Raw genomic sequence first — 23,429 nt, 5'->3', positions numbered from 1 at the left:
GACTGACTTTTGACAGGTTTTTTACTGAAATCACATACTAAATTTGTAAGCGAACCAGAATACTATGGGTATTCTAACTTTTAATAATATGGAAGAATCAAGAAAAGACATTGTTCAATTTATCAATTTACAATTAGCTGCTATAGGACAGCCAGTATTTAAAGACAAAGAAGATAGCCAAGAAAAGTTTTGTGATCCAGAATTTGAAAAAACTACTCGGGCCCTTATTATGAGTCTTAGAGAGAAATCAAGACTTTTAGCAAATCACTTATCACCTGCTGATTCAAGAATTCAAAGTTTTATTGACAACTATTTAAAGGACGTATCCATAGAAAAGTCATTTAAACTTCCCAATAACACTTTAATTCTATCAAAAAAGGGACAAGCGCGTGAAGCGAGTTTACCTCCTGATGGGAATTCTTTTGAAAGTGATTTAGTGAATTCTAAACGACTAAAGCAAGGCATTTTAAACAATCCTTTACACGATAAAAGAACAACGAAAGGCACCTTTCATATTGTTGAAGGTCCCCTTCCTGTGCCCTTAGATAAAAAAGAAGTTCCTAAAGTGGTTTTGGCTCATTTTATCAATGCAGCCTTTAAACCTACTGACGAGTTAAATACACTTCCGTTTACATCAAATCAAAAGGAGAAAGCCTTAACTATGGTCTCTATGTTGCTAAGACCAGTGGTATGCCCAGAAGTAAAAGGTGTTATTTCTGAAAAAAGATTAGAAGTTCGTTTCTTTGCTCCAGGCTCTTTAGTGAGTAATTTAGACTTCGTTGAAAACATTTTTGGCAATGCAGGTAATCCTAATTTAGCACATAATGATGCAGCATTAGACCCTGAACATTGGACCGGGCATACAGGATGCATCATTCTTGCACCTCATTTGTTAAAGCTTAAAAAGAAAGATGTAGGACTTCCACATTTTGACGATGCAACAGACCGTCAGAAAAAAGATGGCATGTGTTGGATAGAGGAAAATGAACTTTATAATGATGGTGGTGCTTTTAAAATCACTTGTAGAGATGAAAGTGGTGTAGTAGTAACCATTATTGCTGATAATTATTATGGATATTCTAAGAAAGAAATAAAAACACAGATTAGCTATTCTGCGAATCTCTATGGCATGCTTGAAGAAGAACATGCAGGAGGCGCTATAGCCTATGCAAGAAGGGTTATGGGTGACACCGTAAATTGTAATGACTATAATCACTATTATGGCCTAGACCACACCTTTGAAGATGTTAAAACTTTGCTAGGAGATCGCATTACTGTTAAACCAGAAAATTATGCGGTTGACAATAACTATCCTAACATAGTTTATATTCCGGAATCGTCTTATTTCAATACGAATACAAATAGCATCACATGGAACTTTAAAGGTAAGGAACAAAAACTAAAATTATCACCTTTTAAAACCTATGTCCATCCTTCTGGAAACAAACTAAGATTAGAAAAACATAAATCTATCGACCTATGGCGAATTGTAGAAACCTATCCAGAAGGTGTATTTTGTCATAAACCTTGTACCGTTTCAGGAGGTGGTAAATCTGAGATTTCTAAGTCTATGCAGAATGCTATTACTTACGGAAGATTTAACATTCATAATATTGAGGAAGATTTCAAAAAAGCCGATGAAATTATTGAATTTAATTATTCCACAAGATGGAAAGATAAGGACCCTAACAGACCAAAATCAAGATCATTTTTAAGTGAAGAAAGAACATTAGGTTCTGTTGTAAAATTACTAACGCCTTCTGACGAAAACACCGATGAGTTTAATGAATGGCTAGAAAACATCCCTGTCCATATACGCTCTTTAGTCTTATTTGTAAAACGACTATTTAGACAAGCCCATGGAGGTAAACTTAACTGGAAGGACATGATGTCTGTAGATATTATAAATGGTGTTGAAGGAACATCTCTACTTTACAACAACAACCCTGTAGTAGGTAGTTATGTGAGAATTGGGTTCAACGAACAAGGAAATTGGATGCTTAATAAATTACGTTCAGATTTCTCTGCAAGTGAAAAAATCCAAACGGAAGACGATATTACTGCATCAATAACGCTACCTAAAGAGCTACTCAAAGATTTAAATCCAGAGTATAGTAATTCTAGTGTAAAAGTATTGGTTAACTGCGAGGCCCACTTGTTCCAAAGACCTGATGAAGCCATTGTTAGAGGGTATGACAAAGGTGCTGAATTAGATATTATTTCAGATGGAAGATTCTTGACAAATTATGAAATGTTGACTAAACAGGATGCCATTGAAATCTATGAAGACACCATTAGTTATGATAAGTATACGCAGCCCGTTCAAGACTTTATCAAAGAAATAATTGATAGCGATGATGACAATATACAGTTTGTACTGCCATCTCACCCTAGAATTATAGAAGATGGATTACCAACTAAAAACCCTCGTTATTTAGAACCTAATAGATTTTATAATGAAACCGAAGCATCATACATCTCTGACATGGGTGTTCGTTTAAAGAGAAAGATTAAACTTAGTGACCCTGTAATTCATACAGTAAATGCTGTTTTACCCGGAAGAAGAAATAATCCAGCAGATAGAGAAGCAGGTATTAGACCATTAGCTGTTTATAACCCAATTCACTATCAGGAAACCCCTGAATTGTTTATGGACTTCATTTGTAGTTTAACTGGTAAATCGCCTTCAACTACAGGCGCTGGATCAGAAGGGGCATTAACAAAGGCGCCGTTTAATATGTTGACGCCAACCACCGATTTAAACAATGCTTTACTATCTCATATTTTAACAGAGTCTAATGGGTTTAGTACCGCAGCTGGTTATGTTGGTGCTGAAAACAAAATTGATCATGATGTTAGTTTATTAATTCCGGAAATCTGGGCTAGAATGGCACCAGAAGATAGAGACCCCGCAAATTTAATTGCTAATGGTTCTCTAGAAAAACTTGAAGATTTTGAACATAATGGTGAGAAAATATTAGCTAGTCGTTTAGGCTATAGAATTACAAAAACATTTTCTCTATTATGCTTAAATAGATTGTTTGACGAACCTACTGCTGTTTTTAATGAACGTATGTTAAAGCCAGAATTACAAAATCTAGAAGATTATGTAGACGGTATAAACAATATAGTTGAAGCACAACAGAAGGTGGCATTAAACTATTTTGAAGATGGAAGCATTGAAGCAGCTATTCCACCTTTAAAAATTCTATTAAATATTATGGCATATGGACATTATGAAGGCAAAGACATCAGTGATCCAGAATTAAGACAATATTTTGATAGAGATTATGTCATCAATGCAGATTGGTATAAAGAGAGATTAGCACTAAAACAGAAAAAGGATATAACTTATTATGCTTCTCAAATAGACTATTTAGAAGCGTTTATAAACGATCCCCACAATGATATTTTAGTAGGTGATCTGCAGCTAAATGAACGTTTGGAAGCTACTAAAAAAACGTATAGTGATTTTAAATCTAAAGATTACTTAAAGCGTCTAGTAGGTACCATTGGTTTAGATCCTTTGTACAAAAAATAGACTATTAATTTAAAATTAAAAAAGCCCCTAAAAGGGGCTTTTTTTTATTCTATTTCCAAGAAATCACTTTTATTAATTTTATCAATTATTCAAAAAAAACATACTTTAGGCGTGAAAACATGATTTATATGTTTTGAGTTCGCTCACCATGGCAATTAAAATCTCAATAAAATATTATACTTTAGTTTAATACTTAATGGATTCCAAAATGCCGTACAGCTTACTTAAAGAAAACATAAAAAAATACGTCGAAATTAGTAATGAGGAGCTCGATACTATTTGTAGTTTCTTTAAACCACAAATTATAAAGAAGAAAGAATTCTTATTAACACAAGGAGACATTTATAAGTTTGAAGGTTTTGTCATAGAAGGCTGCTTTAGAGTTTTTACCATTGACAAAAAAGGCAACGAAAATGTACTTTATTTTGCTTCGAAAGACTGGTGGGTTATGGACATCGATAGTTTTATGAATCAGAAACCTTCCCACTTAAATATTCAAGCATTAGAAGACAGCAAAGTTTTTTTAATACATAGAACGAACAAGTTAGCTCTTTATGAATCTCTTCCTATTGTAGAGAAACTATTCAGAGTCATGTCTCAAAAGGCTTTGGTGGCTTGGCAACGTCGTTTAATTCGAAATAACACCTATTCCGCTCGAGAACGCTACCTTCATTTTACTAGTACCTACCCCAATATAGCAACAAAACTAACGGATAAACAAATAGCAAGTTATCTAGGTATTACACATGAATTTTTAAGCAAAATAAAAAAACAGGCATAAATTCAATTATTTTCTTTGAGTTGAACTTGTTCAACTTTATTCTCTTCATCTTTTCTGATTTTTGCAGAGAACATCCAAAATCAGGTTTTATGAACATACTCAAAAACGCTAAAATATATGCCTTTGTAATGATACTCGCTATATCATCAAATGCATCTCATGCTCAAATAACAAATGACCTTACACATGACGAAGCCCTAAAAGCCCTCCTGACTGCAAAGAAAAATGCAGAAGAGTCCAAAGTATTAGTAAATATAGCCGTTGTTGATGCCGGAGCCAATCTAAAAGCATTCATTAGAATGGATGAATCTTACCTTGGTAGTATAGACGTTGCTATTAAAAAAGCAAAAACAGCGCGTTATTTCAATATAGACACCGGAAAACTTGGCGAATTAACACAACCTGGAGGAATCATTTACAATATTGAATTAACCAATAATGGTTTAGTTTCTTTCCCTGGTGGATTGCCTATTATAAATAAAGAAGGCAAAATCATAGGAGCTATTGGCGTAAGTGGTGGCACAATTGATCAAGATAGAGCTATTGCTACTGCAGGAGCCAAGGCCATTTTATATTAAATGATTACTTTTAAAAAGGATAGAATAAAGACTTAAATTATGAAGACTATTAAAAAAGGTGTTTTTCTTGTTGCGTTGCTAATAGCTCAAATATCTATTGGGCAAAACATTGATGACTTAATGCTTTACAGAAAAGATTTTAAAAACATATCTGGCAAGAATACCGTATCTGTTACAAGCTATGAAAAAGATGGTTCTCACTACGTATATGCTGGCGGTATTGGTGATGTGGATGTTTACAGCTTAGATGCAGACGGGAAACTTACTCCAATTAGCAATCATAAGCTTCATATGGAAAAAGGACCATCAAGAGGTATGGTTGCTGATAATATTAATGGTACAGATTTTCTTTTTGTGGCCAACAAGCACGGAAACGTTATTGAAACTTTTAAGATCTTAGATAACGGCGCTTTAGAACGTGTTTCCCTAGTTGAAGATACGGATGAAACACATCTTGGTGTTGCCATTACATTGCAAGTGATTCATATGAAATCAGCATCATATTTATTTATTGGTGGTTTAGAAGAAACACCTGGTTTAAGTAGTTTTAAAATACATGATGATGGAAAGTTAACTCATGTGATGTCTATGAAAGATGATGAGACTATTCATACAGATGGTATCATAGGTATGTTTGTTCACAAAATTAAAGGAAAAACGTATTTATATACTGGTGGATTTCAAGATAATGGCGTAAGTAGTTTTAGAGTTTACGACAACGGAAAGTTTAAGAACGTTAATAATATAAGTGACAATACCACTGATAGATATTTAACAGGTGCATACCCCGTAACCGGTGCAACTTTAGATGGAAATCATTATGTGGTGGTTGGTCACAGGCATCATAAATATTACAAGAGGGGTGGTTTTATTAAAAGACCAGACTTTGTTTATCACGGTGATGGTGTAAGTGTTTTTAAAGTGGATAAAAAAGGGGCTTTAATCCCGCATTTTGTTCTAAAAGATGATGAAAACACAAAACTTCAAGGACAAACCAGAATTGAAATTGTTTCAACAGATAATAACGAAGCTGTTTTAGCAGTAGGGACAAGAGATGATGCTAGTATTCAATTGCTCAAATTGGATAAAGAAGGCATTCTAAGCCCAATAAATTATTTAGAAACTGGATTTTCTATTTATTACGGCTTAAGGTCTCATAAAATTGGTGACGATAACTTCCTTATTGCTGGTTCTTTTAGATCAGATTTACGAAAAGTTGCTAGCTATAAAATTGCCCCTAAAATTGATAGAGGAGATAAAGTCATAAAACATATTGTGCATCTAAAATATAAAGAAGATGCCTCTGAAGAGCAAATAAATGCAGCCGTTAATGCTTTTATAGACCTGAAAAACAAAATACCTACAGTTGCCGATTTTGAATGGGGATTAAATGACAGTACCGAAGGGCACACCAAAGGACTAACCCATACTTTTGTGATAACATTTAATGACGAACATGCCAGAGAAGTATACTTATTTCACGAGGCTCATATCGCACTTTTAAATAATTATGCTGCATTTTTTGCCGATGCTGTAGTCATGGATTATTGGGCAGAAAAGTAAAATGAATATTACGGCTTACGTAATTAGATTTAAAACCTAACAAATAATTTTTAACTACTTATTTGTTAGGTTTTAGAAATCATTAAATCGAATAATGGCGCTAAAAATTCCTAGGGTGCTTAAAAAGTGAATCTTAAAGTCGCTAGTGTACCTAAAACGCAGTTTGATATAAAATGAAGAAATTAATTTCAATCTTCTTTGTTCTTTCTTCATACATATTATTGGGGCAAGCAAAAGAAACAGATAGCATCCAGAGTGGAAATTGGAAAAAAAATGGCATCGATCCTTTTTTATCTTATGCCTCAATTGCAGCAGTTAATGTTTCGGGAGGGTTGGAACAAACCAGTAATTACGCTGGGCAACTTTATACAGGACTTAGATTTAATTTTGATAAAATGTTCGGATGGAAAGGTACGCGAGGAAAAATTTCTATTATAAACCGGCATGGTAATGGGCTAGAGAAAGAGGTTGGTTCAGTTTTTGAGCCATTGAATGTCGTTGGAGGACAAAGTACTTTTTTGTATGATTTAGGTATTGAAAAAGACTTTGGAAAACAATTTTCCTTAAAAATTGGTCGTACTACTGCTGCCGACGATTTCTCTGTTTCTGCATTGTATTATTATTCACTTAATAATACAGTAAATGGCCTCATAAGAACCTTGTTGTTAGATGGATTAATGACCACTTTTCCATTTCCAACATGGGGGGCAAGGCTTAAATATAATGCTAGTTCTAAGCACCAATTTCAATTGGGTGCATATCAATTGGGGAAAGACGTATTTGACGAAACGCAACATGGGTTAGACTTTGCTTTTAGAAGTTCGGATGATTTATCTATATTCTTTCAATATGATTGGTTCGGAAAAATTGCAGGTCGTAATAGCAGAATTTACTTAGGAACGCATCAAGCTTTTGGTACTTTTTCTAATTTTGATCATGGAAGTGAATCCGAACATTTTGCACGTTTTTATGGGCATATTGATATAGAACTTATAGATGGATTATATTCTTTTCTTACCATGGCTTACTCACAGCAAGGTGAAATCGCTAAAGTACCGTTTCAAAGTAGCTTAGGTGTCAACTGGAAAGGATTAATCAAATCTAGAGAGCAGGATAGAATATTATTTTTTGCTACTATTGGCACTTTTAGTGATGAGTGGGCTATCTTACAAGAGAATGAGTTATCATCAGAAATTGTATTAGAGTTAGGCTATCGTTTTCAGATTACAAATCATTTTGTGCTGCAACCTGCTGTTCAATATGATATCCGGCCTGGCGGTTCAGGTTTAATCGACAATGCGGTTATTCCTGGTGTTTGGATTGAGGCTAACTTCTAAAACTAAAAACACACCTAATCCGTGGGTAAATTAAGATATTAGTTAAAGCTTTTGAGAATTAAAAAATAAACATATTAAAAGATAAACAATGAGTAATCTAAAAAACAAAAAAGCCATCATAACTGGCGGCAGTAGAGGCCTTGGAAAAGCTACAGCTTTGGCCTTAGCAAAAGAAGGTATAGACATAGGAATAACTGGTAGAAACGAAGCGACTTTAAAAGCAACAGTTGCTGAAATTGAAGCCTTAGGTGTTAAAGCCACTTATGCTGTATTTGATGTTGGAAATTATGAAGACGTTAAAACGAATATCAAAGCATTAATAAACACTTTAAACGGGATAGATATTTTGGTAAACAATGCAGGTATCTGTACCGTAGGATCGTTTAATGATATGCCTGTAGAAGAGTGGAGCGCAATGATACAGGTAAATGTAATGGGCATGTATTATGTTACGAAAGAAGTGCTACCACACCTCATAAGTCAAAATGCCGGCGATATTATTAATGTTTCCTCAACCGCTGGCCTAAACGGAAATCCTAATATATCAGGATACAGTGCTTCAAAATTTGCAGTTATTGGAATGTCTGAATCTCTTATGAAAGAGGTTAGAAAAAACAACATAAGAGTGAACACCTTAACACCAAGCACCATAGAATCTGACCTGACACTTGAGTTAGGGATGATGGAAAAAGGTTCAGAAAATGTATTACAACCTGATGATTTTGCCGAATTAATCCTAGCAGGCCTGAAGCTTCCTAGAAGAGCTATGCTTAAAAGTGCTGCTCTATGGTCTACAAACCCTTAGGTAAAATCTAATACTATTGTTAAGAGCAAGTCAAGTCTTAACTACTTATTAATTTTTAATTTCATCTCAAAGTCTTATCTTTAAAAGAAAAAATGAAATTGAAATCTACCTTGCTATATCTTAGCTTAGGTTTGTTGTTGTGGGTTGGATGTTCTGGAAATACTGAAATTGATGAAACAATAGAATATTCTGAAACAAAAACTGAAACCAACAAAGACCAAGAAGAAACAGGCACAGCATCTAGTGAAGATGAAAAGAAAACGTTTAGAATCCTTTCTTTGGGTGACAGTTATACCATTGGAGAAAGTGTATGCGACACTTGTAAATTCCCAGAACAATTAAAAACCGCGTTAAAATCTGAATTTGATACTAAGGTTGAATTTGAGCTACAAGTCATAGCACAAACAGGTTGGACAACATCTTCCCTTATTTCAGCTATCAATGCTGAGAAACCAAAAGATAATTTTGATTTAGTAACATTACTTATTGGGGTAAACAATCAATTTCAAGGAAGACCTTTTTCATTATTCGAAAATGAATTTATTAGACTTGTAAATACTGCAACACGGCTAGCCAACAGTCAAAAAGATAAGGTTATTGTTGTATCTATTCCAGATTATGCATTTACACCATTTGGGAAAGGCAATGTCAATATATCAAATGGAATTGACAGGTATAACAATTTTGCTGAAAACTATTGCGAATCTATCTCCGTTAGCTATGTAAACATTACAGATATAACAAGAGATGGATTAAATAATACAGCACTTGTAGCTTCAGATAGATTGCACCCCTCAGCACTAGCATACAGTAAATTTGTTGAAAGAATACTCCCTATAGCGTTAGAAAAACTTAAATCTCAGTTTTAAAACTAATTATACTAAATTGAAATTTAACTATATTAACTTCATCTTTTTCGACAGAAAAAGATGAAGTTAACTCAAAAAGCTGACGGTTTAATAGAGGATAGAGCAAATGATTAGAAATCGGTACGAAGGATTTTTAGACACCCCATATTTATGGCATAATGATGCCGTTTTTGGTTTGACTCAATTGGAATTAAAATCCATCCCCTTTCAACCCAATTTTAACATTGAAAACAATCTTCGTCTTGGAAAATATGTAGAGCGCCTCGTATCCTTTGAGTTGAAACAGCAAGATAATATTTCTGTTTTAGCGGAAAACATTCAGGTACAACAAGAGAGGCGCACCATGGGCGAATTGGACTGTATTTTAATACTCAACAACAAGCCCATACACCTTGAAATTATTTATAAATTTTATTTGTATGACGCCACCGTAGGCGAGACTGAGATTGACCATTTTATTGGACCAAATAGAAAAGATTCATTAACCGAGAAACTCATTAAACTGAAACACAAACAGCTACCATTGCTCTACTCAGACAGTTGTAAACCGTACTTAAAAAACCTTGGAGTATCAAGTAAAAATATGCAACAACGGGTGTATTTTAAAGCGCAGCTTTTTTTACCATTTAACAATACTAAACATGTACTGCATACATTAAATAACGATTGCATTGTTGGTTACTATATCAATACTAATGACCTTGATCAGTTTACAGATTGCAAGTTTTATATTCCTAAAAAAATTGATTGGTTGTTAATCCCGCATCCCAATGTAAATTGGCAAAGTTTTATTGAATTTAAAACGACTATTAAAGGCTTTTTTGAACAACAATATTCGTCTTTACTTTGGGTAAAATTTAAGACTGGTGTCATAAAAAAAATATTTTTAGTCTGGTGGTAGTGATTATATTCACTTTTCATGATTTATAAGTCATCATAATTAAGTTAAAACACAAATAATCAGTGCTTATATTTTTGAGAAAGACAATACAATTTTCTCAATTTAGTATTAGTTATAAAAACAAAAAACCCTCACTTTTTCAAGTAAGGGTTTTTCTTTATTTGATCTGATTACCATCTTTGTCAAAAAAATGATATTCTAAGTATGTGTAAGCATCTCTTGGTAAAATCTTTACCCATTTCTTGTGTTCTAAAAACCATTTAGAACGTATAGATGGAATACCCTTAGTTAAAAAGGCTGCTATAAAAGGATGTGTGTTTAAGGTCACCTTGTTATAGTCTTTTTTAAATAATTTTTCAAGATCGTGATTTATTTTTTGCACGATTCCTATTGGTGCTTCAACCTCAGCGCCATTCATAATACCGTCCGGATTTTCCTCGCGGGTTTTAATGTTCATTTCTGGGCGAACACGTTGTCTAGTAATTTGTATCAAACCAAACTTACTTGGTGGCAATATTTTGTGTTTTGCTCTGTCATCCTTCATTTCTTCACGAAGGTGATTAAATAGCTTTTGCCTGTTTTCAGCACTGGTCATATCTATAAAATCTACTACAATAATACCACCCATGTCGCGCAAACGCAATTGACGGGCCATTTCAGTAGCGGAAATCAAATTGACTTCTAATGCTGTATCCTCTTGGTTATTTGCTTTATTAGAGCGGTTTCCGCTATTGACATCTATAACATGCAACGCTTCAGTATGTTCAATTACTAAATACGCGCCTTTAGTCATGGAAACGGTCTTTCCAAAAGAGGTTTTAATTTGTCTTTCAATTCCAAATTTTTCAAAAATGGGAACTTTGGACTGATACAATTTAACTATTGATTCTTTTTTTGGTGCAATTTCCTGCACATAATCTTTGATTTGATAATAAAGCTCTTCATCATCTACAGTAATACCTGTAAAGGTGTCATTGAATATATCTCGTAAAATGGACGAGGCTTTATTCATTTCCCCTAATACCTTACTAGGATGATGCGCTTTATGCAGCTTTTTACACATTGCCGTCCAACGACTAAGCAAGTTTTGTAAATCTTTATCTAGTTCTGCTACTTTTTTGCCTTGCGCTACGGTACGTACAATCACTCCAAATCCTTGGGGCGTTATACTTTTAACCAAACGTTTTAATCGGTCTTTTTCTTCGCGGTCTTCTATTTTTTGAGAAATAGATATGCGATTTGAAAAAGGAACTAAAACAATATATCTACCGGCAATAGAAAGCTCTGAGCTTATTCTAGGCCCCTTGGTTGATATTGGTTCTTTTACAATTTGTACTAATAGCGATTGATTAGATTTTAAGGCGTCGGCAATTTTGCCGTCTTTCTCAATATCTTTTTCGAATGGGAAATCTTTTAAAGAAAAATCTTTTAGCTTACCTGTGCTTACACGTTTTGTGAATTTTAAAAGTGAAGGTAGTTTTGGCCCTAAGTCATGATAATGCAAAAATGCATCTTTCTCATAACCTACATTAACAAATGCAGCATTTAGTCCAGGAACAGCTTTTCTAATTTTGGCAATAAACACATCACCAACAGAAAAGTCATTACTATCCTCGTCTTTTTGTAATTCAATAAGTTTTCCATCTTTTAATAAGGCAAAATCAACATTATCGGAACTAGATCGAATGATCAATTCTTTATCCATTGTGTTAATTTTAATCTATATGCTTTAGCATGCAATTTTGGTATTCAGTTAACAGCATAATACTACTAACTATGAACAAAATATTGCTTGCCAAATTATACAGATGGATTATACATTATTTTTCACAGGATTTTAAATCCGTGGAGTTCATAAAACACCTATAAGGTGATAAAAATATGATGAACTCATTTCAAAGAACTTGTTGTTTTTAAAATCAAAAAAGTAGTTGTTCTAACTACTTTTTTGATTTATTTTTTCTTTTTGTGACGGTTAGCGCGTCTACGTTTCTTACGTTTGTGCGTCGCTACCTTATGTCTTTTACGTTTTTTACCACTTGGCATAAATAGTGTCTTTTTAAATTAATAATTCGTTTAAATTTTTTATTTAACGTCTACATTAGTTTTAACGCCTTCTACAAAAACTTTTGCAGGCTTAAATGCAGGAATATTATGAGCTGGTATTTTAATGGTAGTATTTTTTGAAATATTTCTACCAGTTTTTTCAGCTCTTGTTTTGATAATAAAGCTTCCAAAACCTCTTAAATAAACATTATCACCACCTTCTAAAGAAGTTTTTACTTCTTCCATGAATGTTTCTACTGTTGCTTGAACATCTCCTTTTTCAATTCCTAATTTCTCAGAAATTTTTGCTACTAAATCAGCCTTCGTCATTTTTACTATAATATTTTATTGGGTTACTATTAATTCTAAAAGGGATGCAAATATATGCATTTAATATTCAATATTTCAAACCTAATTCACTAAAATTTAATATTATAAACGTTTATTTTTACCTGCTCTATTTAATTATTTCATGATATTTTCAAAAAACCTAATCAACTGGTACTCAAACAATAAGAGGAATCTCCCTTGGAGAACAACAACAAACCCTTATTATATCTGGTTATCAGAAATAATTTTACAGCAAACTCAAGTTAAACAAGGCCTACCTTATTATGAGTCTTTCATCGCTAATTACCCTACAGTTTTTGATCTAGCAAATGCTAACGAAAATGATGTTCTAAAATTATGGCAAGGACTTGGCTATTATTCTAGAGCAAGGAACTTACACGCTTCTGCTAAATATGTTGCTACAGACCTTAACGGTGTATTCCCAAATACATATAAAGACTTATTAAGGCTAAAAGGTGTTGGGGATTATACAGCAAGCGCTATCGCCTCTATCTGTTTTAACGAAAACACAGCTGTGGTTGATGGCAATGTATATCGCGTATTATCACGTTATTTCGGAATAGACACACCTATTAACTCCACAAAAGGCCAGAAGGAATTTAAAGCTTTAGCACAGGAATTAATAGACAAAAAAGAACCTGCCGCTTTTAACCAGGCCATAATGGAATTTGGAGCTGTACAATGTAGACCCAAAAATCCTCAATGTAACATTTGTCCTTTTAAGGATAGTTGTATTGCCTTTAATAAAAACAGAATAAACCAGTTGCCAGTTAAAATTAAAAACTCAAAGGCAAAAAAGAGATTTTTTAATTTTTTAGTATTTGTTTCTGAAGATGGAAGAACAGTCATAGAAAAACGAAAGGATAAAGGCATTTGGCAAAATTTATATCAATTTCCTTTAATCGAAACCACCGATGAGGCTAAAACCAAGTACATTAAAGAAAGAATAAATAGCCTTGAATTACTAAAAGACGAAACTTTTGAATTGTGGCTATATAATAAGGACACCATTGTACATAAATTATCTCATCAACATTTACACACTAGATTTTGGATTGTACAGACCAAAACACTGGCCTTAAAAGGCATTTCCTTGGGTGAAATTAAAAATTTCCCTGTTCCCATTTTAATAGGAAATTTTATTGAATCCTTTAATTTCGAATAGTTTAGTAATTACAATCATATTTTTTTATTAATTTTAAAGACATGTGAAGTAATTAACTAATTTTGCTTTTCTAATTTTACTATTAAATATGTCTGGAACCTTAAACAAAGTAATGCTAATTGGGCATTTAGGAGATGAAATCAAAATGCACTATTTTGAAGGCGGTGGATGTATTGGTCGTTTTCCTTTAGCAACCAATGAGACGTATACTAGTAAACAAACTAATGAGCGTATTACTAATACAGAATGGCATAATATAGTAGTTAGAAATAAGGCTGCAGAAATTTGCGAAAAATATTTAAGCAAAGGTGACAAGGTTTATATTGAAGGTCGTTTAAAAACCAGAAAATGGACTGATGACAAAGGAAATGAGCGCTATTCTACTGAAATTAATTGCAATGATTTCACATTTCTTTCCACCAAAAAAGAAAGTGGAAATAACAATATTCAAAACCAACCTGTGAAAGAACAACCCGTTGCGAGGCCACAGGCAAAACCGACCGATGAAGCTGATGATGATTTACCATTTTAATGCAATGCCCTATAACCTATGTTTAACTAAAGCAATAGTTTTTGGATCCTGACCCCACGAGTTTAATGCTACCCTTACTAACAATTGAACCTTCAATTGTTCTCAGTTTTGCGTTATTGTTTTTACTTTTAGTCTGTTCTGCCCTTATATCTGGTGCCGAAGTGGCATTTTTCTCACTAAACATTTCCGATATTGAAGAAGGTTTAGAGCAAAAATCGAAGCGTATAGAGATAATTTCTAAATTATTAGATCGACCAAAAAAACTACTTGCCACGATATTGGTAGCTAATAATTTTATCAATATAGCTGTGGTTATCTTATTTGCTGCAATTAGTGATGTACTATTTGCAAATATAAACTCGGAAGTTAATTTCTTCTTTTTTAAAGTCAATTTAGTGTTTTTTCTAAAAGTTGTAGTTGTTACATTTTTAATTTTGCTTTTCGGAGAGATTCTTCCTAAAATATATGCCAGTAGAAATAATGTGAAGTTCGCGACCTTTATGGCTTATCCGCTTCGTGTATTGGATGTAATCCTTACACCCATCAGCATGCCAATGCGCGGGGTTACTTTAACCATTCACAGTAAATTAGGAAGACAAAAATCTAATATCAGTGTTGATCAATTATCTCAGGCTTTGGAGTTAACTAGTGAGGAAGACACAACAACCGAGGAACAAAAGATATTACAAGGTATTGTGTCCTTTGGAAACACAGACACAAAACAGGTCATGCGACCTCGTATTGACATTTTTGCTTTAAATATTGAACAGACTTACGCAGAGGTTATGCCGAAAATTATTGCCAACGGATACTCAAGAATTCCTATATACAAAGACAATGTTGATACTATTGTGGGTATTCTTTACGCCAAAGACCTCTTACCATACATTGACAGGAAAGAGTTTGATTGGACCACACTTCTGAGAGAACCATTCTTTATACCGGAGAATAAGAAACTAGATGATTTAATGGCTGAGTTTCAAGAAAAGAAAGTACATTTAGCTGTAGTGGTAGATGAGTACGGTGGAACTTCAGGACTTATTTCATTAGAGGATATTATTGAGGAGATTGTAGGCGATATTAGTGATGAGTTTGATGATGAAGATTTAACCTATTCTAAGTTAGACGATCACAACTATGTCTTTGAAGGAAAAACAGCATTAAAGGACTTTTATAAAATAATTAGAGCCGAAGACGACGCTATATTTGAAGCAAATAAGGGTGAAGCCGAAACAATTGCAGGTTTTGTATTAGAAATATCAGGTAGTTTCCCTAAACTAAATAGTAAAATAAATTTTGAAAATTACGTTTTTACTATTGAAGCCCTTGATAAGAAGCGCATTAAGCTAGTTAAATTTACCATATTATAAATAACTAATTAGTTGGATTAATAACTGAAACTTTATGATTGTGAAACCAATGTATTCCAATATAATTAAAAGCTTTATAGCCCTTAGCTTTTTTGTAATGACATCATGCGGGGAAGACTATATTCCAAAACCTAAGGCACTTTTGCGACTAGAATACCCAGAGGCCACCTATATTAAAACTGATTTGGATATTCCTTTTTCTTTTGAAATAAACGAACTAGCAAAAAAAGTTAAAGCGAAAAAAGTTATTGCTGCTACAAATAGTTATGGTATTAATTTAGAATACCCAGAACTAAAAGGAACCATTTTTTTAACTTATAAAGCCATTGATAAGAAAGAAAAAAACCTGAGGGATTTTTTAAGAGATGCCCAAAATTTCACCCAAAAGCATACCGTAAAAGCAGATGAAATTCCGGTTACAGCATATCAAAATGATGAACGTAAGGTATATGGTTCATTTGCTGAAGTTAAGGGAAACGTAGCATCACCGGCGCAATTTTATGTAACTGATAGTTTAAATCACTTCCTTACTGGCTCTCTGTACTTTTATGCAAAACCCAACTACGATTCTATTCTTCCAGCAGCCCACTATTTACAAAAGGATATTAGGCATATTATGGAAACGGTAACTTGGAAATAAAAAAGGCTTCTCATGGAGAAACCTTTTAGTTATTGTATTGAATTTATTTTTATTAAGCTTCTTTTTTCACGCAACATGCTTCTTTGCAATCCGCTTTACAAGCCATTTTTTCTCCAGCCTTAACTGCTACTTTACAACAATCTTTTTCACAACCAGGCTCGCAAGCTTTTTTCTCCTTATTCGCACAACAGGCTTTTTTACAATCTGCAGAACATGACTTTTTGGTAGAAAAATCTTCTACAGTTTTCATCTCACTGACTTTGTACGTATCCGAAACTTTACCAACAGCTTCTTCTAAAGTCATAGGCGTCACTTTAGCTTCATTATACTCTACCATAGCTAGCTTTCTATCAAAATCTACAGTTGCAGATTTAACACCATCCATTTTAGCTATCTTCTTTTGAATAGTTGCAGCGCAACCAATAGCACAGGTCATACCCTCTATAGTAAATTCTGCTTTAGCATATGTTGCGTTGGGATCTAATTCTTTAACTGTTTCAGTTTCAACCTCAACAGTTTTAACTTCTGGATTCGCATTGTTTTTACAACTAAAAGTAATTCCTACTACAAGTGTTAATGCTAATATATATTTTAAAGCCTTCATGATTCTTAATTTAAATTAGGACCACAAATTTACTAAATAATGCGGTTCTTAAGTCTAAAAAGCTGAATTTTGTGATTTTAAAATCAACAATATGAGCAGCATAAACCCTAAATGGATATATCTCTTAGTTTTATCCTTAATTTGGGGAAGTTCATTTATCTTGATTAAAAAGGCCTTATTAGGCTTAACCCCATATCAGCTTGGTGCTTTAAGAGTAATTATCACAGGACTTTTTTTATTTGCCATGGGGTACAAAACCCTAAAAACTATAAAGAGCTCAGACTGGAAATGGCTAATTATTTCAGGTATTTTAGGGTCGTTTATACCCGCTTTTTTCTTCGCTATCGCTGAAACTCAAATTGACAGTGCAGTGGTTTCCGTTTTAAATTCTTTAGTGCCGCTAAATACAATTTTATTGGGGTTTACAATCTTTAAAATAACTTCAACTAAAAGGCAGATCTTGGGCGTTATTATAGGCTTTATAGGCACCACCATTTTGATTCTAAAAGGTGCTAATCTAAATCCACATCAAAATTATTTTTATGCCATTTTTGTAATTTTATCTACACTTATGTATGCAGCTAATGTAAATATTATCAAAAAACATTTACAGCATGTAAAACCACTAACCATAGCTACAGGCAATTTTGTTGTCATTTTTATTCCAGCATTAGTTATTTTGGTTTCATCAGACTTTTTTAGCTTAAGAACATTAGAGAATCCTAATTTTAAAATGGCTATGATTTACATTACCATTTTAGCTTTTTTTGGCACAGCCTTAGCTAAAATATTATTTAATAAACTCGTACATACGTCCACACCGGTTTTCGCGTCATCGGTCACTTTTATAATGCCTATAGTAGCCTTACTTTGGGGATATATGGATGGAGAAAGATTTAGTGTCGTTCAAGGCGCGGCTAGTATTATTATTTTATTTGGGGTATATATGTCTCATAAAAAAATTCCCAAAACAGGCTTAAAACAACTATAATAAGACACTTACGTAGAAAGATTAATGGATTGAAATTATTTTTTTTCGAGAATTTTCACGAAATTTAAGAGCATTAATTCTAAAACCATTATGAAAAAACTATCTCTTCCCATCCGTTTCGGCCTAGTTACTAGTGCAATATTAGTAGCTTATTTTCTAGTATTAGCGATGTTTGGAAAGCACACAAATCCAGCGTTTAGTTTTGTAAACGCCATTATTACTGGTTTGGGTGTTTATGAGGCGATACGTTTAAGCAAACTTGAAAACCCAACGGAATTCTCATATAGCATGGGTTTTAAAACGGGAATTATTACGGGCTTTGTTGCCACCTTAATATTCACCATCTTTTTTTTGTTTTATGCCACGGAAATTAATTTGGAATTTCTACCAGAGTTATTGCAAACCATCAATGGTGGGTTTAATGCTGATATAGGCATTATAGCTTTCGTTGTAGCCATTATGGGCTTAGCAACAAGTGTTGTTTCTGCTCTCACCGTTATGCAACTTTTTAAAAACACTAGAAATATACCGCAATAACACTTAAAACGTTTGCAGTTTAATTAATTAGCCGTATATTTGCACTCATTTTTTAACAAAATTAATTAATAAATAATTCGCTATGTACGCAATTGTAGAGATAGCAGGGCATCAATTTAAAGTTGAAAAAGACCAAAGAGTTTTTGTTAATCGCTTACAAACTGAAGAAGGTAAGAAAGTTTCTTTCGATAATGTTCTTTTAGTTGGTGACGGTGACAATGTAACTGTAGGCGCCCCGGCTATAGACGGAGCTCAAGTAGGAGCAAAAGTCTTAAAGCACCTTAAAGGTGATAAAGTTATAGTTTTCAAAAAGAAAAGACGTAAAGGTTACCGTGTAAAGAATGGTCACCGTCAATCTTTAACTGAAATTGTAATTGAAAGCATTGCTGCTTCTGGAGCTAAGAAAGCTGCCCCAGCAAAAGCAGAGAAAAAAGCAGAACCTAAAGCTAAAGCAGAGGTTGCAGCTCCAAAAGCTGATGACACGCAAGATTTAAGCAAATTAACAGTTGCTGAATTGAAAACTTTAGCAAAAGAAAAAGGTGTTGAAGGAATTTCTTCCATGAAGAAAGCCGATTTAATAGCTGCTTTAAGTTAATTATAAAAACTAAAATCGAAATAAAATGGCACATAAAAAAGGAGTCGGAAGTTCGAAAAATGGTAGAGAATCAGAATCGAAACGCTTAGGTGTTAAGATTTTTGGTGGACAAGCTGCTATTGCTGGAAACATTATTTTAAGACAACGAGGTAACACGCATCACCCAGGTGAAAATGTATACCAAGGAAAAGACCATACATTACACGCCTATGTTGATGGTGTTGTAAAATTCACTAAGAAAAAAGATAACAAATCTTATGTTTCTATTGAACCTTTTGAGGTTTAGGAAAATATTTTCTTAAATAGTATTAAAGCCCTTTCTCTTTGAATGGGCTTTTTTTTGCATTTAACTTTCTATTTATTCAATATGTCATTGACAATTTTTAGATGATGTTTGGTATGAATTTCTAAAAACCGCAAAGTTTGTTTTTTTGACAACATGCCAAATACATGATGTATAAAATGAGATTTTTCAGGAAGTTGCTCGGCTATTTTTATCTGAGCTCTAGCTTCATTTAATTGACTAATTAAGTCTTCTCTGGTTATAACATCTGGTGGTATAACCACTCTTGGTGCCTTAGCTCTACCCCGCGGGATATAACACAAAGCAAATGAAATTACCCTAGCAATATTTAATTCTTTCTTATATCGTTCTGGCTTGGTTTTAATTAAAATTGCTGTCACGCGATTTACAACCTTGAGGGCATGGTCCAATTGCCAGCCTATGCTAGATTTAGATATGGACTTGTTACTTCGTTTATAAAACGGTATGGACTTCTCAATTTGATCAAAAAGTGAATCTATTTTTTTTGTCATCAATAAAAATTATTCCAAAAGATATTAATTAAATTCTTAACTTTAGTGTATTGCATTTGCAATCACAGATTGTTTGACTTAAAAACTATATGATTATGCTGCCGTTTAGATCTGAAATTAGAAATTCGCCATCGCACCCAACAATTAAAATTTATTTAAGTGATGAATCATTAGATGAAAGAATAAAGAAACATCTAGAACATTTTAAGGAAATTGAAATGATTGAAATAAGAGAAACTCACGGACAAAACAGAGTTGGAGAAAACATTACTATCTTTTTAAAAGACCATGTGGATATTAATAAAATTAAGTCCTCCATTGATTCAAGTTTGTGGTGGTATTTTGAAGAAGATATGGTTGATGAATAATGCCTTGAAAGCTTCTATGAGGATAGAGCACTTAGACCATTACAAAAAAGAGACACAAACCTTACTCCGCTACTAGGTTAAAAAATTCACTTAGGTTAAAATTTATAAAAAAACCAAACATTGCTGTTTGGTTTTTTTATGCGCTATATCAATGTACTTAATTTTTAAGTACGTCTTAAAAATAAATTTCTCCTCTAGTATCTGTAGTGTTCCGGCTTGTAAGGACCTTCAACTGTAACACCAATATAACTAGCCTGTTCTTCGCGAAGCTCCGTAAGCTCTACACCTATTTTTGCCAGGTGTAATTTAGCTACTTTTTCATCTAAGGCCTTAGGTAACATATACACATCATTTTTATATGCGTCTGCATTGTTCCATAGTTCAATCTGTGCCAAAGTTTGGTTGGTAAATGAATTACTCATTACAAAACTTGGATGACCTGTAGCGCAACCTAGGTTTACTAAACGGCCTTCTGCAAGAATGATAATATCATTACCATTTACGGTATACTTATCAACTTGAGGTTTTATAGTATTTTTAGTATGACCGTGGTTCTCATTTAGCCATGCCATGTCAATTTCATTATCAAAATGCCCAATATTACAAACAATTGCTTTGTCCTTTAACGCTTCGAAATGATGACCTTGTACGATATCTTTGTTACCTGTAGTTGTAATAACAATGTCTGTATTGCCAATTACAGTTTCCAGTTTTTTAACTTCAAAACCATCCATTGCAGCTTGAAGTGCACAAATTGGGTCTATTTCAGTCACAGTTACAATACTACCAGCGCCTTTAAAAGAAGCAGCAGTACCTTTTCCAACATCGCCATACCCACATACAGTTACACGTTTTCCGGCTAACATAATATCAGTAGCCCTACGTATGGCATCAACAGCAGATTCCTTACATCCGTACTTATTATCGAATTTAGATTTTGTGACAGAATCATTAACATTAATCGCTGGCATTGGTAATGTACCGTTTTTAACACGCTCATAAAGCCTATGAACACCGGTTGTTGTTTCTTCAGATAAACCTTTAATTCCTGAAGCTAATTCCGGATATTTATCTAAAACCATGTTAGTTAAATCACCGCCATCATCTAGAATCATATTTAAAGGTTGTCTATCTTCACCAAAAAACAAGGTTTGTTCAATACACCAATCAAATTCTTCTTCAGTCATATCCTTCCAAGCATAAACTGCAGTACCCGCAGCCGCAATAGCCGCCGCTGCTTGATCTTGTGTTGAGAAAATATTACAAGAACTCCACGTAACTTCAGCACCCAATGCTTGTAAAGTTTCAATTAAGACAGCTGTTTGAATGGTCATATGTAAGCATCCAGCAATACGAGCACCTTTTAAGGGTTGTTCATTTCTATATTCTTCACGCAAACTCATTAAACCAGGCATTTCCGCCTCAGCTAACTCAATTTCTTTTCGTCCCCAATCAGCAAGAGTAATATCTTTAACTTTGCTCGCTACATAAGGCATTGTTTTTGTACTCATATCAATTTTTCTTTTTGTTTTTAAACCTAAACTTGATTGTAATTAGCGCTTAAAATACTTAAATTCGCTAACCCAATTTTCACATGCGTATTAAGCGATGCAAAGATAACCAATAACTTTCATAAAAGTACATGCCACTATTTAAAACCATTGTTGCAAATTCACAAACTACTGTTAAAATATGGAAGATTACGGAGTCATATGAAGATTTGATGCAGCCTCTTTCCTTAAAACCTAATTCTTTAGAGCGTGTTTTAGGCATGAAGAGTGTATTGCATCAACGAGGGTTTTTAAGCGTTAGACACCTATTAATAGCATTTGGATACACAGATTTAGATTTATTTTATGATGATAATGGAAAGCCACATTTAAAGGATGGCAAAGAAATTTCAATCACCCATTCTTTCAACTTTTCAGCCGTTATTATAAGCGACCTAACGGTTGGTATTGACATTGAAAAACAGCGTGATAAAATTGCCGTTATTGCTCATAAATTTATTGGCTATGAGTTCAATTATTTAAATAAATTAGATGCTGATTTTATAAAAAAGCTAACTGCCATTTGGTGTGTAAAAGAGTCATTATACAAACTTTTTGCAACGCCAGGTTTGAGTTTCAAGAAATGTTTAATGGTCATTCCTTTTGCCCTGAATGATGAAGAAACCGTAGCATGGATTGATTATGAAGAAAAAAAGCACAGATATACCATTCACTTTTTAGAATTTGAAGGCTTTACATGTGCCTATGCGATAGCTTAATGACTATTTATAAAGACATATTACAATCCATTAACAAAGGACGAAAGCTTTTAGCTGTTTTAATTGATCCTGATAAGTTTTCACTAGAGAATACCTCCAGTTTTATTCAAAAGGTCAATACATCTGTTGCAACTCATATTTTTGTAGGGGGCAGTACTGTGGAAGTTTTAATGACTGAAAAAACGGTTCAAGAAATCAAGAAATACACAAAACTTCCTATTGTTTTATTTCCTGGAGATGTAACTCAAATCACCAAAGAAGCAAACGCTCTTTTGTTTCTTTCTTTAATTTCAGGTAGAAATCCCGAATATCTAATAGGTAAGCATGTTTTGAGCATTTCGAAACTTAAAAATTCTAATATTGAAGTTATTCCTACTGGATATATTTTAATTGAAAGCGGAAAAACAACTGCTGTTCAAAGGGTTACTAACACCAGACCTTTACCTAGACATCTACCTCAAGATATAATTGATACCGCAAGTGCAGGACAGTTATTAGGTTTGAAGCTGATATATTTGGAGGCCGGTAGCGGAGCAAAAGAGCATTTAACAGCAGAAATCATTTCTGGTGTAAAAAAAGAGCTTGATGTGCCGTTGATTGTTGGAGGGGGTATTAAAAGTAAAAAACAATTGAATGTTGTTTTTGATGCCGGAGCAGATTTGGTTGTTATTGGTACAGCTTTTGAAGAAGATGAATTATTTTTTAATGAACTACGACAGTAAAAACATGTAGGTCTTGTAATAAGAATGATCGCCAAGGTTGAAATAAAA

24 protein-coding genes are annotated in these 23,429 nt (G+C 33.5%); 19 read left to right on the top strand and 5 right to left on the bottom strand.

Annotation, left to right across the window (positions count from 1 at the left end; all coding sequences use genetic code 11):
- The first annotated feature begins 64 nt into the window (after positions 1-64).
- From IE051_RS12435 to IE051_RS12400, 8 genes are all read left to right on the top strand, one after another.
- Positions 65-3,541 (top strand): PPi-type phosphoenolpyruvate carboxykinase family protein, encoded by a 3,477-nt coding sequence (locus tag IE051_RS12435; protein WP_229796802.1) that lies wholly within the window; start codon positions 65-67, stop codon positions 3,539-3,541.
- A 196-nt stretch (positions 3,542-3,737) separates the two neighbouring features.
- Complete coding sequence (locus tag IE051_RS12430; protein ID WP_229796801.1) at positions 3,738-4,322, top strand: Crp/Fnr family transcriptional regulator; 585 nt, start codon at positions 3,738-3,740, stop codon at positions 4,320-4,322.
- An 89-nt stretch (positions 4,323-4,411) separates the two neighbouring features.
- The gene (locus IE051_RS12425) at positions 4,412-4,900 is read left to right on the top strand and encodes a GlcG/HbpS family heme-binding protein (protein ID WP_189361124.1); all 489 of its coding nucleotides are present in this window, start codon (positions 4,412-4,414) and stop codon (positions 4,898-4,900) included.
- 39 nt (positions 4,901-4,939) lie between these two features.
- Positions 4,940-6,463 carry a Dabb family protein gene (locus tag IE051_RS12420; protein ID WP_189361123.1) on the top strand — a complete coding sequence of 508 codons (1,524 nt, stop codon included), beginning with the start codon at positions 4,940-4,942 and terminating at the stop codon, positions 6,461-6,463.
- Between the two features lie 173 nt (positions 6,464-6,636).
- On the top strand, positions 6,637-7,800 hold the full coding sequence (locus IE051_RS12415; protein ID WP_189361122.1) for a carbohydrate porin: 1,164 nt from the start codon (positions 6,637-6,639) through the stop codon (positions 7,798-7,800).
- Between the two features lie 88 nt (positions 7,801-7,888).
- On the top strand, positions 7,889-8,605 hold the full coding sequence (locus IE051_RS12410) for a 3-ketoacyl-ACP reductase (protein ID WP_189361121.1): 717 nt from the start codon (positions 7,889-7,891) through the stop codon (positions 8,603-8,605).
- A 92-nt stretch (positions 8,606-8,697) separates the two neighbouring features.
- Positions 8,698-9,474: an SGNH/GDSL hydrolase family protein gene (locus tag IE051_RS12405; protein ID WP_189361120.1), complete on the top strand. Its 777-nt coding sequence runs from the start codon at positions 8,698-8,700 to the stop codon at positions 9,472-9,474.
- A 106-nt stretch (positions 9,475-9,580) separates the two neighbouring features.
- On the top strand, positions 9,581-10,375 hold the full coding sequence (locus tag IE051_RS12400) for a DUF1853 family protein (RefSeq protein WP_189361119.1): 795 nt from the start codon (positions 9,581-9,583) through the stop codon (positions 10,373-10,375).
- 157 nt (positions 10,376-10,532) lie between these two features.
- Here IE051_RS12400 and IE051_RS12395 read toward each other — a convergent pair whose 3' ends face one another.
- Entirely contained in the window at positions 10,533-12,080 is a 1,548-nt protein-coding gene (locus IE051_RS12395; RefSeq protein ID WP_189361118.1) for an Rne/Rng family ribonuclease, read from the bottom strand.
- 380 nt (positions 12,081-12,460) lie between these two features.
- Positions 12,461-12,751: an HU family DNA-binding protein gene (locus IE051_RS12390; protein ID WP_055442767.1), complete on the bottom strand. Its 291-nt coding sequence runs from the start codon at positions 12,749-12,751 to the stop codon at positions 12,461-12,463.
- 142 nt (positions 12,752-12,893) lie between these two features.
- Between IE051_RS12390 and mutY the strand changes: the two genes are divergently transcribed.
- The 4 genes from mutY (at position 12,894) to gldD (ending at position 16,479) form a co-directional block, all read left to right on the top strand.
- Positions 12,894-13,937 (top strand): A/G-specific adenine glycosylase, encoded by a 1,044-nt coding sequence (gene mutY, locus IE051_RS12385; RefSeq protein WP_189361117.1) that lies wholly within the window; start codon positions 12,894-12,896, stop codon positions 13,935-13,937.
- 88 nt (positions 13,938-14,025) lie between these two features.
- Positions 14,026-14,469 carry a single-stranded DNA-binding protein gene (locus tag IE051_RS12380; protein ID WP_189361116.1) on the top strand — a complete coding sequence of 148 codons (444 nt, stop codon included), beginning with the start codon at positions 14,026-14,028 and terminating at the stop codon, positions 14,467-14,469.
- A 41-nt stretch (positions 14,470-14,510) separates the two neighbouring features.
- Positions 14,511-15,839: a gliding motility-associated protein GldE gene (locus tag IE051_RS12375; protein ID WP_189361115.1), complete on the top strand. Its 1,329-nt coding sequence runs from the start codon at positions 14,511-14,513 to the stop codon at positions 15,837-15,839.
- Between the two features lie 49 nt (positions 15,840-15,888).
- Entirely contained in the window at positions 15,889-16,479 is a 591-nt protein-coding gene (gldD, locus tag IE051_RS12370) for a gliding motility lipoprotein GldD (protein WP_189361320.1), read from the top strand.
- A 52-nt stretch (positions 16,480-16,531) separates the two neighbouring features.
- Here gldD and IE051_RS12365 read toward each other — a convergent pair whose 3' ends face one another.
- On the bottom strand, positions 16,532-17,083 hold the full coding sequence (locus IE051_RS12365) for a heavy-metal-associated domain-containing protein (RefSeq protein WP_189361114.1): 552 nt from the start codon (positions 17,081-17,083) through the stop codon (positions 16,532-16,534).
- 91 nt (positions 17,084-17,174) lie between these two features.
- On the opposite strand from IE051_RS12365, the gene IE051_RS12360 reads away from it, so the two are divergent.
- The 4 genes from IE051_RS12360 to rpmA all read left to right on the top strand — a co-directional run bounded on the left by IE051_RS12360 (position 17,175) and on the right by rpmA (position 19,492).
- Positions 17,175-18,074, top strand: coding sequence for a DMT family transporter (locus tag IE051_RS12360; protein ID WP_189361113.1), 900 nt, complete (start codon positions 17,175-17,177; stop codon positions 18,072-18,074).
- A 90-nt stretch (positions 18,075-18,164) separates the two neighbouring features.
- Positions 18,165-18,611, top strand: coding sequence for a DUF4199 domain-containing protein (locus tag IE051_RS12355; RefSeq protein ID WP_189361112.1), 447 nt, complete (start codon positions 18,165-18,167; stop codon positions 18,609-18,611).
- Between the two features lie 82 nt (positions 18,612-18,693).
- Positions 18,694-19,206: a 50S ribosomal protein L21 gene (gene rplU, locus IE051_RS12350; RefSeq protein WP_189361111.1), complete on the top strand. Its 513-nt coding sequence runs from the start codon at positions 18,694-18,696 to the stop codon at positions 19,204-19,206.
- A 25-nt stretch (positions 19,207-19,231) separates the two neighbouring features.
- Entirely contained in the window at positions 19,232-19,492 is a 261-nt protein-coding gene (gene rpmA, locus IE051_RS12345) for a 50S ribosomal protein L27 (RefSeq protein ID WP_189361110.1), read from the top strand.
- A gap of 68 nt (positions 19,493-19,560) precedes the next feature.
- Here the strand turns inward: rpmA and IE051_RS12340 are convergent, their stop codons facing one another.
- The gene (locus IE051_RS12340) at positions 19,561-20,022 is read right to left on the bottom strand and encodes a DUF1569 domain-containing protein (protein WP_189361109.1); all 462 of its coding nucleotides are present in this window, start codon (positions 20,020-20,022) and stop codon (positions 19,561-19,563) included.
- Positions 20,023-20,117: 95 nt separating this feature from the next.
- Between IE051_RS12340 and IE051_RS12335 the strand changes: the two genes are divergently transcribed.
- Positions 20,118-20,390: a hypothetical protein gene (locus IE051_RS12335; protein ID WP_189361108.1), complete on the top strand. Its 273-nt coding sequence runs from the start codon at positions 20,118-20,120 to the stop codon at positions 20,388-20,390.
- 194 nt (positions 20,391-20,584) lie between these two features.
- On the opposite strand, the gene ahcY is transcribed toward IE051_RS12335, so the two are convergent.
- Positions 20,585-21,901 (bottom strand): adenosylhomocysteinase, encoded by a 1,317-nt coding sequence (gene ahcY / locus IE051_RS12330; protein WP_189361107.1) that lies wholly within the window; start codon positions 21,899-21,901, stop codon positions 20,585-20,587.
- Positions 21,902-22,032: 131 nt separating this feature from the next.
- On the opposite strand from ahcY, the gene IE051_RS12325 reads away from it, so the two are divergent.
- On the top strand, positions 22,033-22,659 hold the full coding sequence (locus IE051_RS12325) for a 4'-phosphopantetheinyl transferase family protein (protein WP_189361106.1): 627 nt from the start codon (positions 22,033-22,035) through the stop codon (positions 22,657-22,659).
- Positions 22,659-23,381 (top strand): phosphoglycerol geranylgeranyltransferase, encoded by a 723-nt coding sequence (locus IE051_RS12320; RefSeq protein WP_229796799.1) that lies wholly within the window; start codon positions 22,659-22,661, stop codon positions 23,379-23,381. The genes IE051_RS12325 and IE051_RS12320 overlap by 1 nt, the downstream gene beginning before the upstream one ends.
- Positions 23,382-23,429: the final 48 nt, after the last annotated feature.

The sequence above is a fragment of the Algibacter mikhailovii genome, from assembly GCF_014651495.1.
In the GTDB taxonomy this organism is placed as follows: Bacteria; Bacteroidota; Bacteroidia; order Flavobacteriales; family Flavobacteriaceae; genus Algibacter_E; species Algibacter_E mikhailovii.
The sequence above is the reverse complement of the archived record's forward strand: the minus strand, read 5'-3'. Positions and strand labels throughout refer to the sequence as shown.

Excerpts from the sequence above, each read along its gene's own strand:
- gldD (WP_189361320.1), top strand. The coding sequence starts at position 15,889 with ATGTATTCCAATATAATTAAAAGCTTTATAGCCCTTAGCTTTTTTGTA.
- IE051_RS12435 (WP_229796802.1), top strand. The coding sequence starts at position 65 with ATGGGTATTCTAACTTTTAATAATATGGAAGAATCAAGAAAAGACATT.
- IE051_RS12340 (WP_189361109.1), bottom strand. The coding sequence starts at position 20,022 with ATGACAAAAAAAATAGATTCACTTTTTGATCAAATTGAGAAGTCCATA.
- IE051_RS12380 (WP_189361116.1), top strand. The coding sequence starts at position 14,026 with ATGTCTGGAACCTTAAACAAAGTAATGCTAATTGGGCATTTAGGAGAT.
- IE051_RS12355 (WP_189361112.1), top strand. The coding sequence starts at position 18,165 with ATGAAAAAACTATCTCTTCCCATCCGTTTCGGCCTAGTTACTAGTGCA.
- IE051_RS12425 (WP_189361124.1), top strand. The coding sequence starts at position 4,412 with ATGAACATACTCAAAAACGCTAAAATATATGCCTTTGTAATGATACTC.
- mutY (WP_189361117.1), top strand. The coding sequence starts at position 12,894 with ATGATATTTTCAAAAAACCTAATCAACTGGTACTCAAACAATAAGAGG.
- IE051_RS12325 (WP_189361106.1), top strand. The coding sequence starts at position 22,033 with ATGCCACTATTTAAAACCATTGTTGCAAATTCACAAACTACTGTTAAA.
- IE051_RS12395 (WP_189361118.1), bottom strand. The coding sequence starts at position 12,080 with ATGGATAAAGAATTGATCATTCGATCTAGTTCCGATAATGTTGATTTT.
- IE051_RS12420 (WP_189361123.1), top strand. The coding sequence starts at position 4,940 with ATGAAGACTATTAAAAAAGGTGTTTTTCTTGTTGCGTTGCTAATAGCT.
- IE051_RS12390 (WP_055442767.1), bottom strand. The coding sequence starts at position 12,751 with ATGACGAAGGCTGATTTAGTAGCAAAAATTTCTGAGAAATTAGGAATT.
- rplU (WP_189361111.1), top strand. The coding sequence starts at position 18,694 with ATGTACGCAATTGTAGAGATAGCAGGGCATCAATTTAAAGTTGAAAAA.
- IE051_RS12430 (WP_229796801.1), top strand. The coding sequence starts at position 3,738 with ATGGATTCCAAAATGCCGTACAGCTTACTTAAAGAAAACATAAAAAAA.
- IE051_RS12335 (WP_189361108.1), top strand. The coding sequence starts at position 20,118 with ATGCTGCCGTTTAGATCTGAAATTAGAAATTCGCCATCGCACCCAACA.
- IE051_RS12410 (WP_189361121.1), top strand. The coding sequence starts at position 7,889 with ATGAGTAATCTAAAAAACAAAAAAGCCATCATAACTGGCGGCAGTAGA.
- IE051_RS12400 (WP_189361119.1), top strand. The coding sequence starts at position 9,581 with ATGATTAGAAATCGGTACGAAGGATTTTTAGACACCCCATATTTATGG.
- rpmA (WP_189361110.1), top strand. The coding sequence starts at position 19,232 with ATGGCACATAAAAAAGGAGTCGGAAGTTCGAAAAATGGTAGAGAATCA.
- ahcY (WP_189361107.1), bottom strand. The coding sequence starts at position 21,901 with ATGAGTACAAAAACAATGCCTTATGTAGCGAGCAAAGTTAAAGATATT.
- IE051_RS12365 (WP_189361114.1), bottom strand. The coding sequence starts at position 17,083 with ATGAAGGCTTTAAAATATATATTAGCATTAACACTTGTAGTAGGAATT.
- IE051_RS12405 (WP_189361120.1), top strand. The coding sequence starts at position 8,698 with ATGAAATTGAAATCTACCTTGCTATATCTTAGCTTAGGTTTGTTGTTG.
- IE051_RS12360 (WP_189361113.1), top strand. The coding sequence starts at position 17,175 with ATGAGCAGCATAAACCCTAAATGGATATATCTCTTAGTTTTATCCTTA.
- IE051_RS12415 (WP_189361122.1), top strand. The coding sequence starts at position 6,637 with ATGAAGAAATTAATTTCAATCTTCTTTGTTCTTTCTTCATACATATTA.
- IE051_RS12320 (WP_229796799.1), top strand. The coding sequence starts at position 22,659 with ATGACTATTTATAAAGACATATTACAATCCATTAACAAAGGACGAAAG.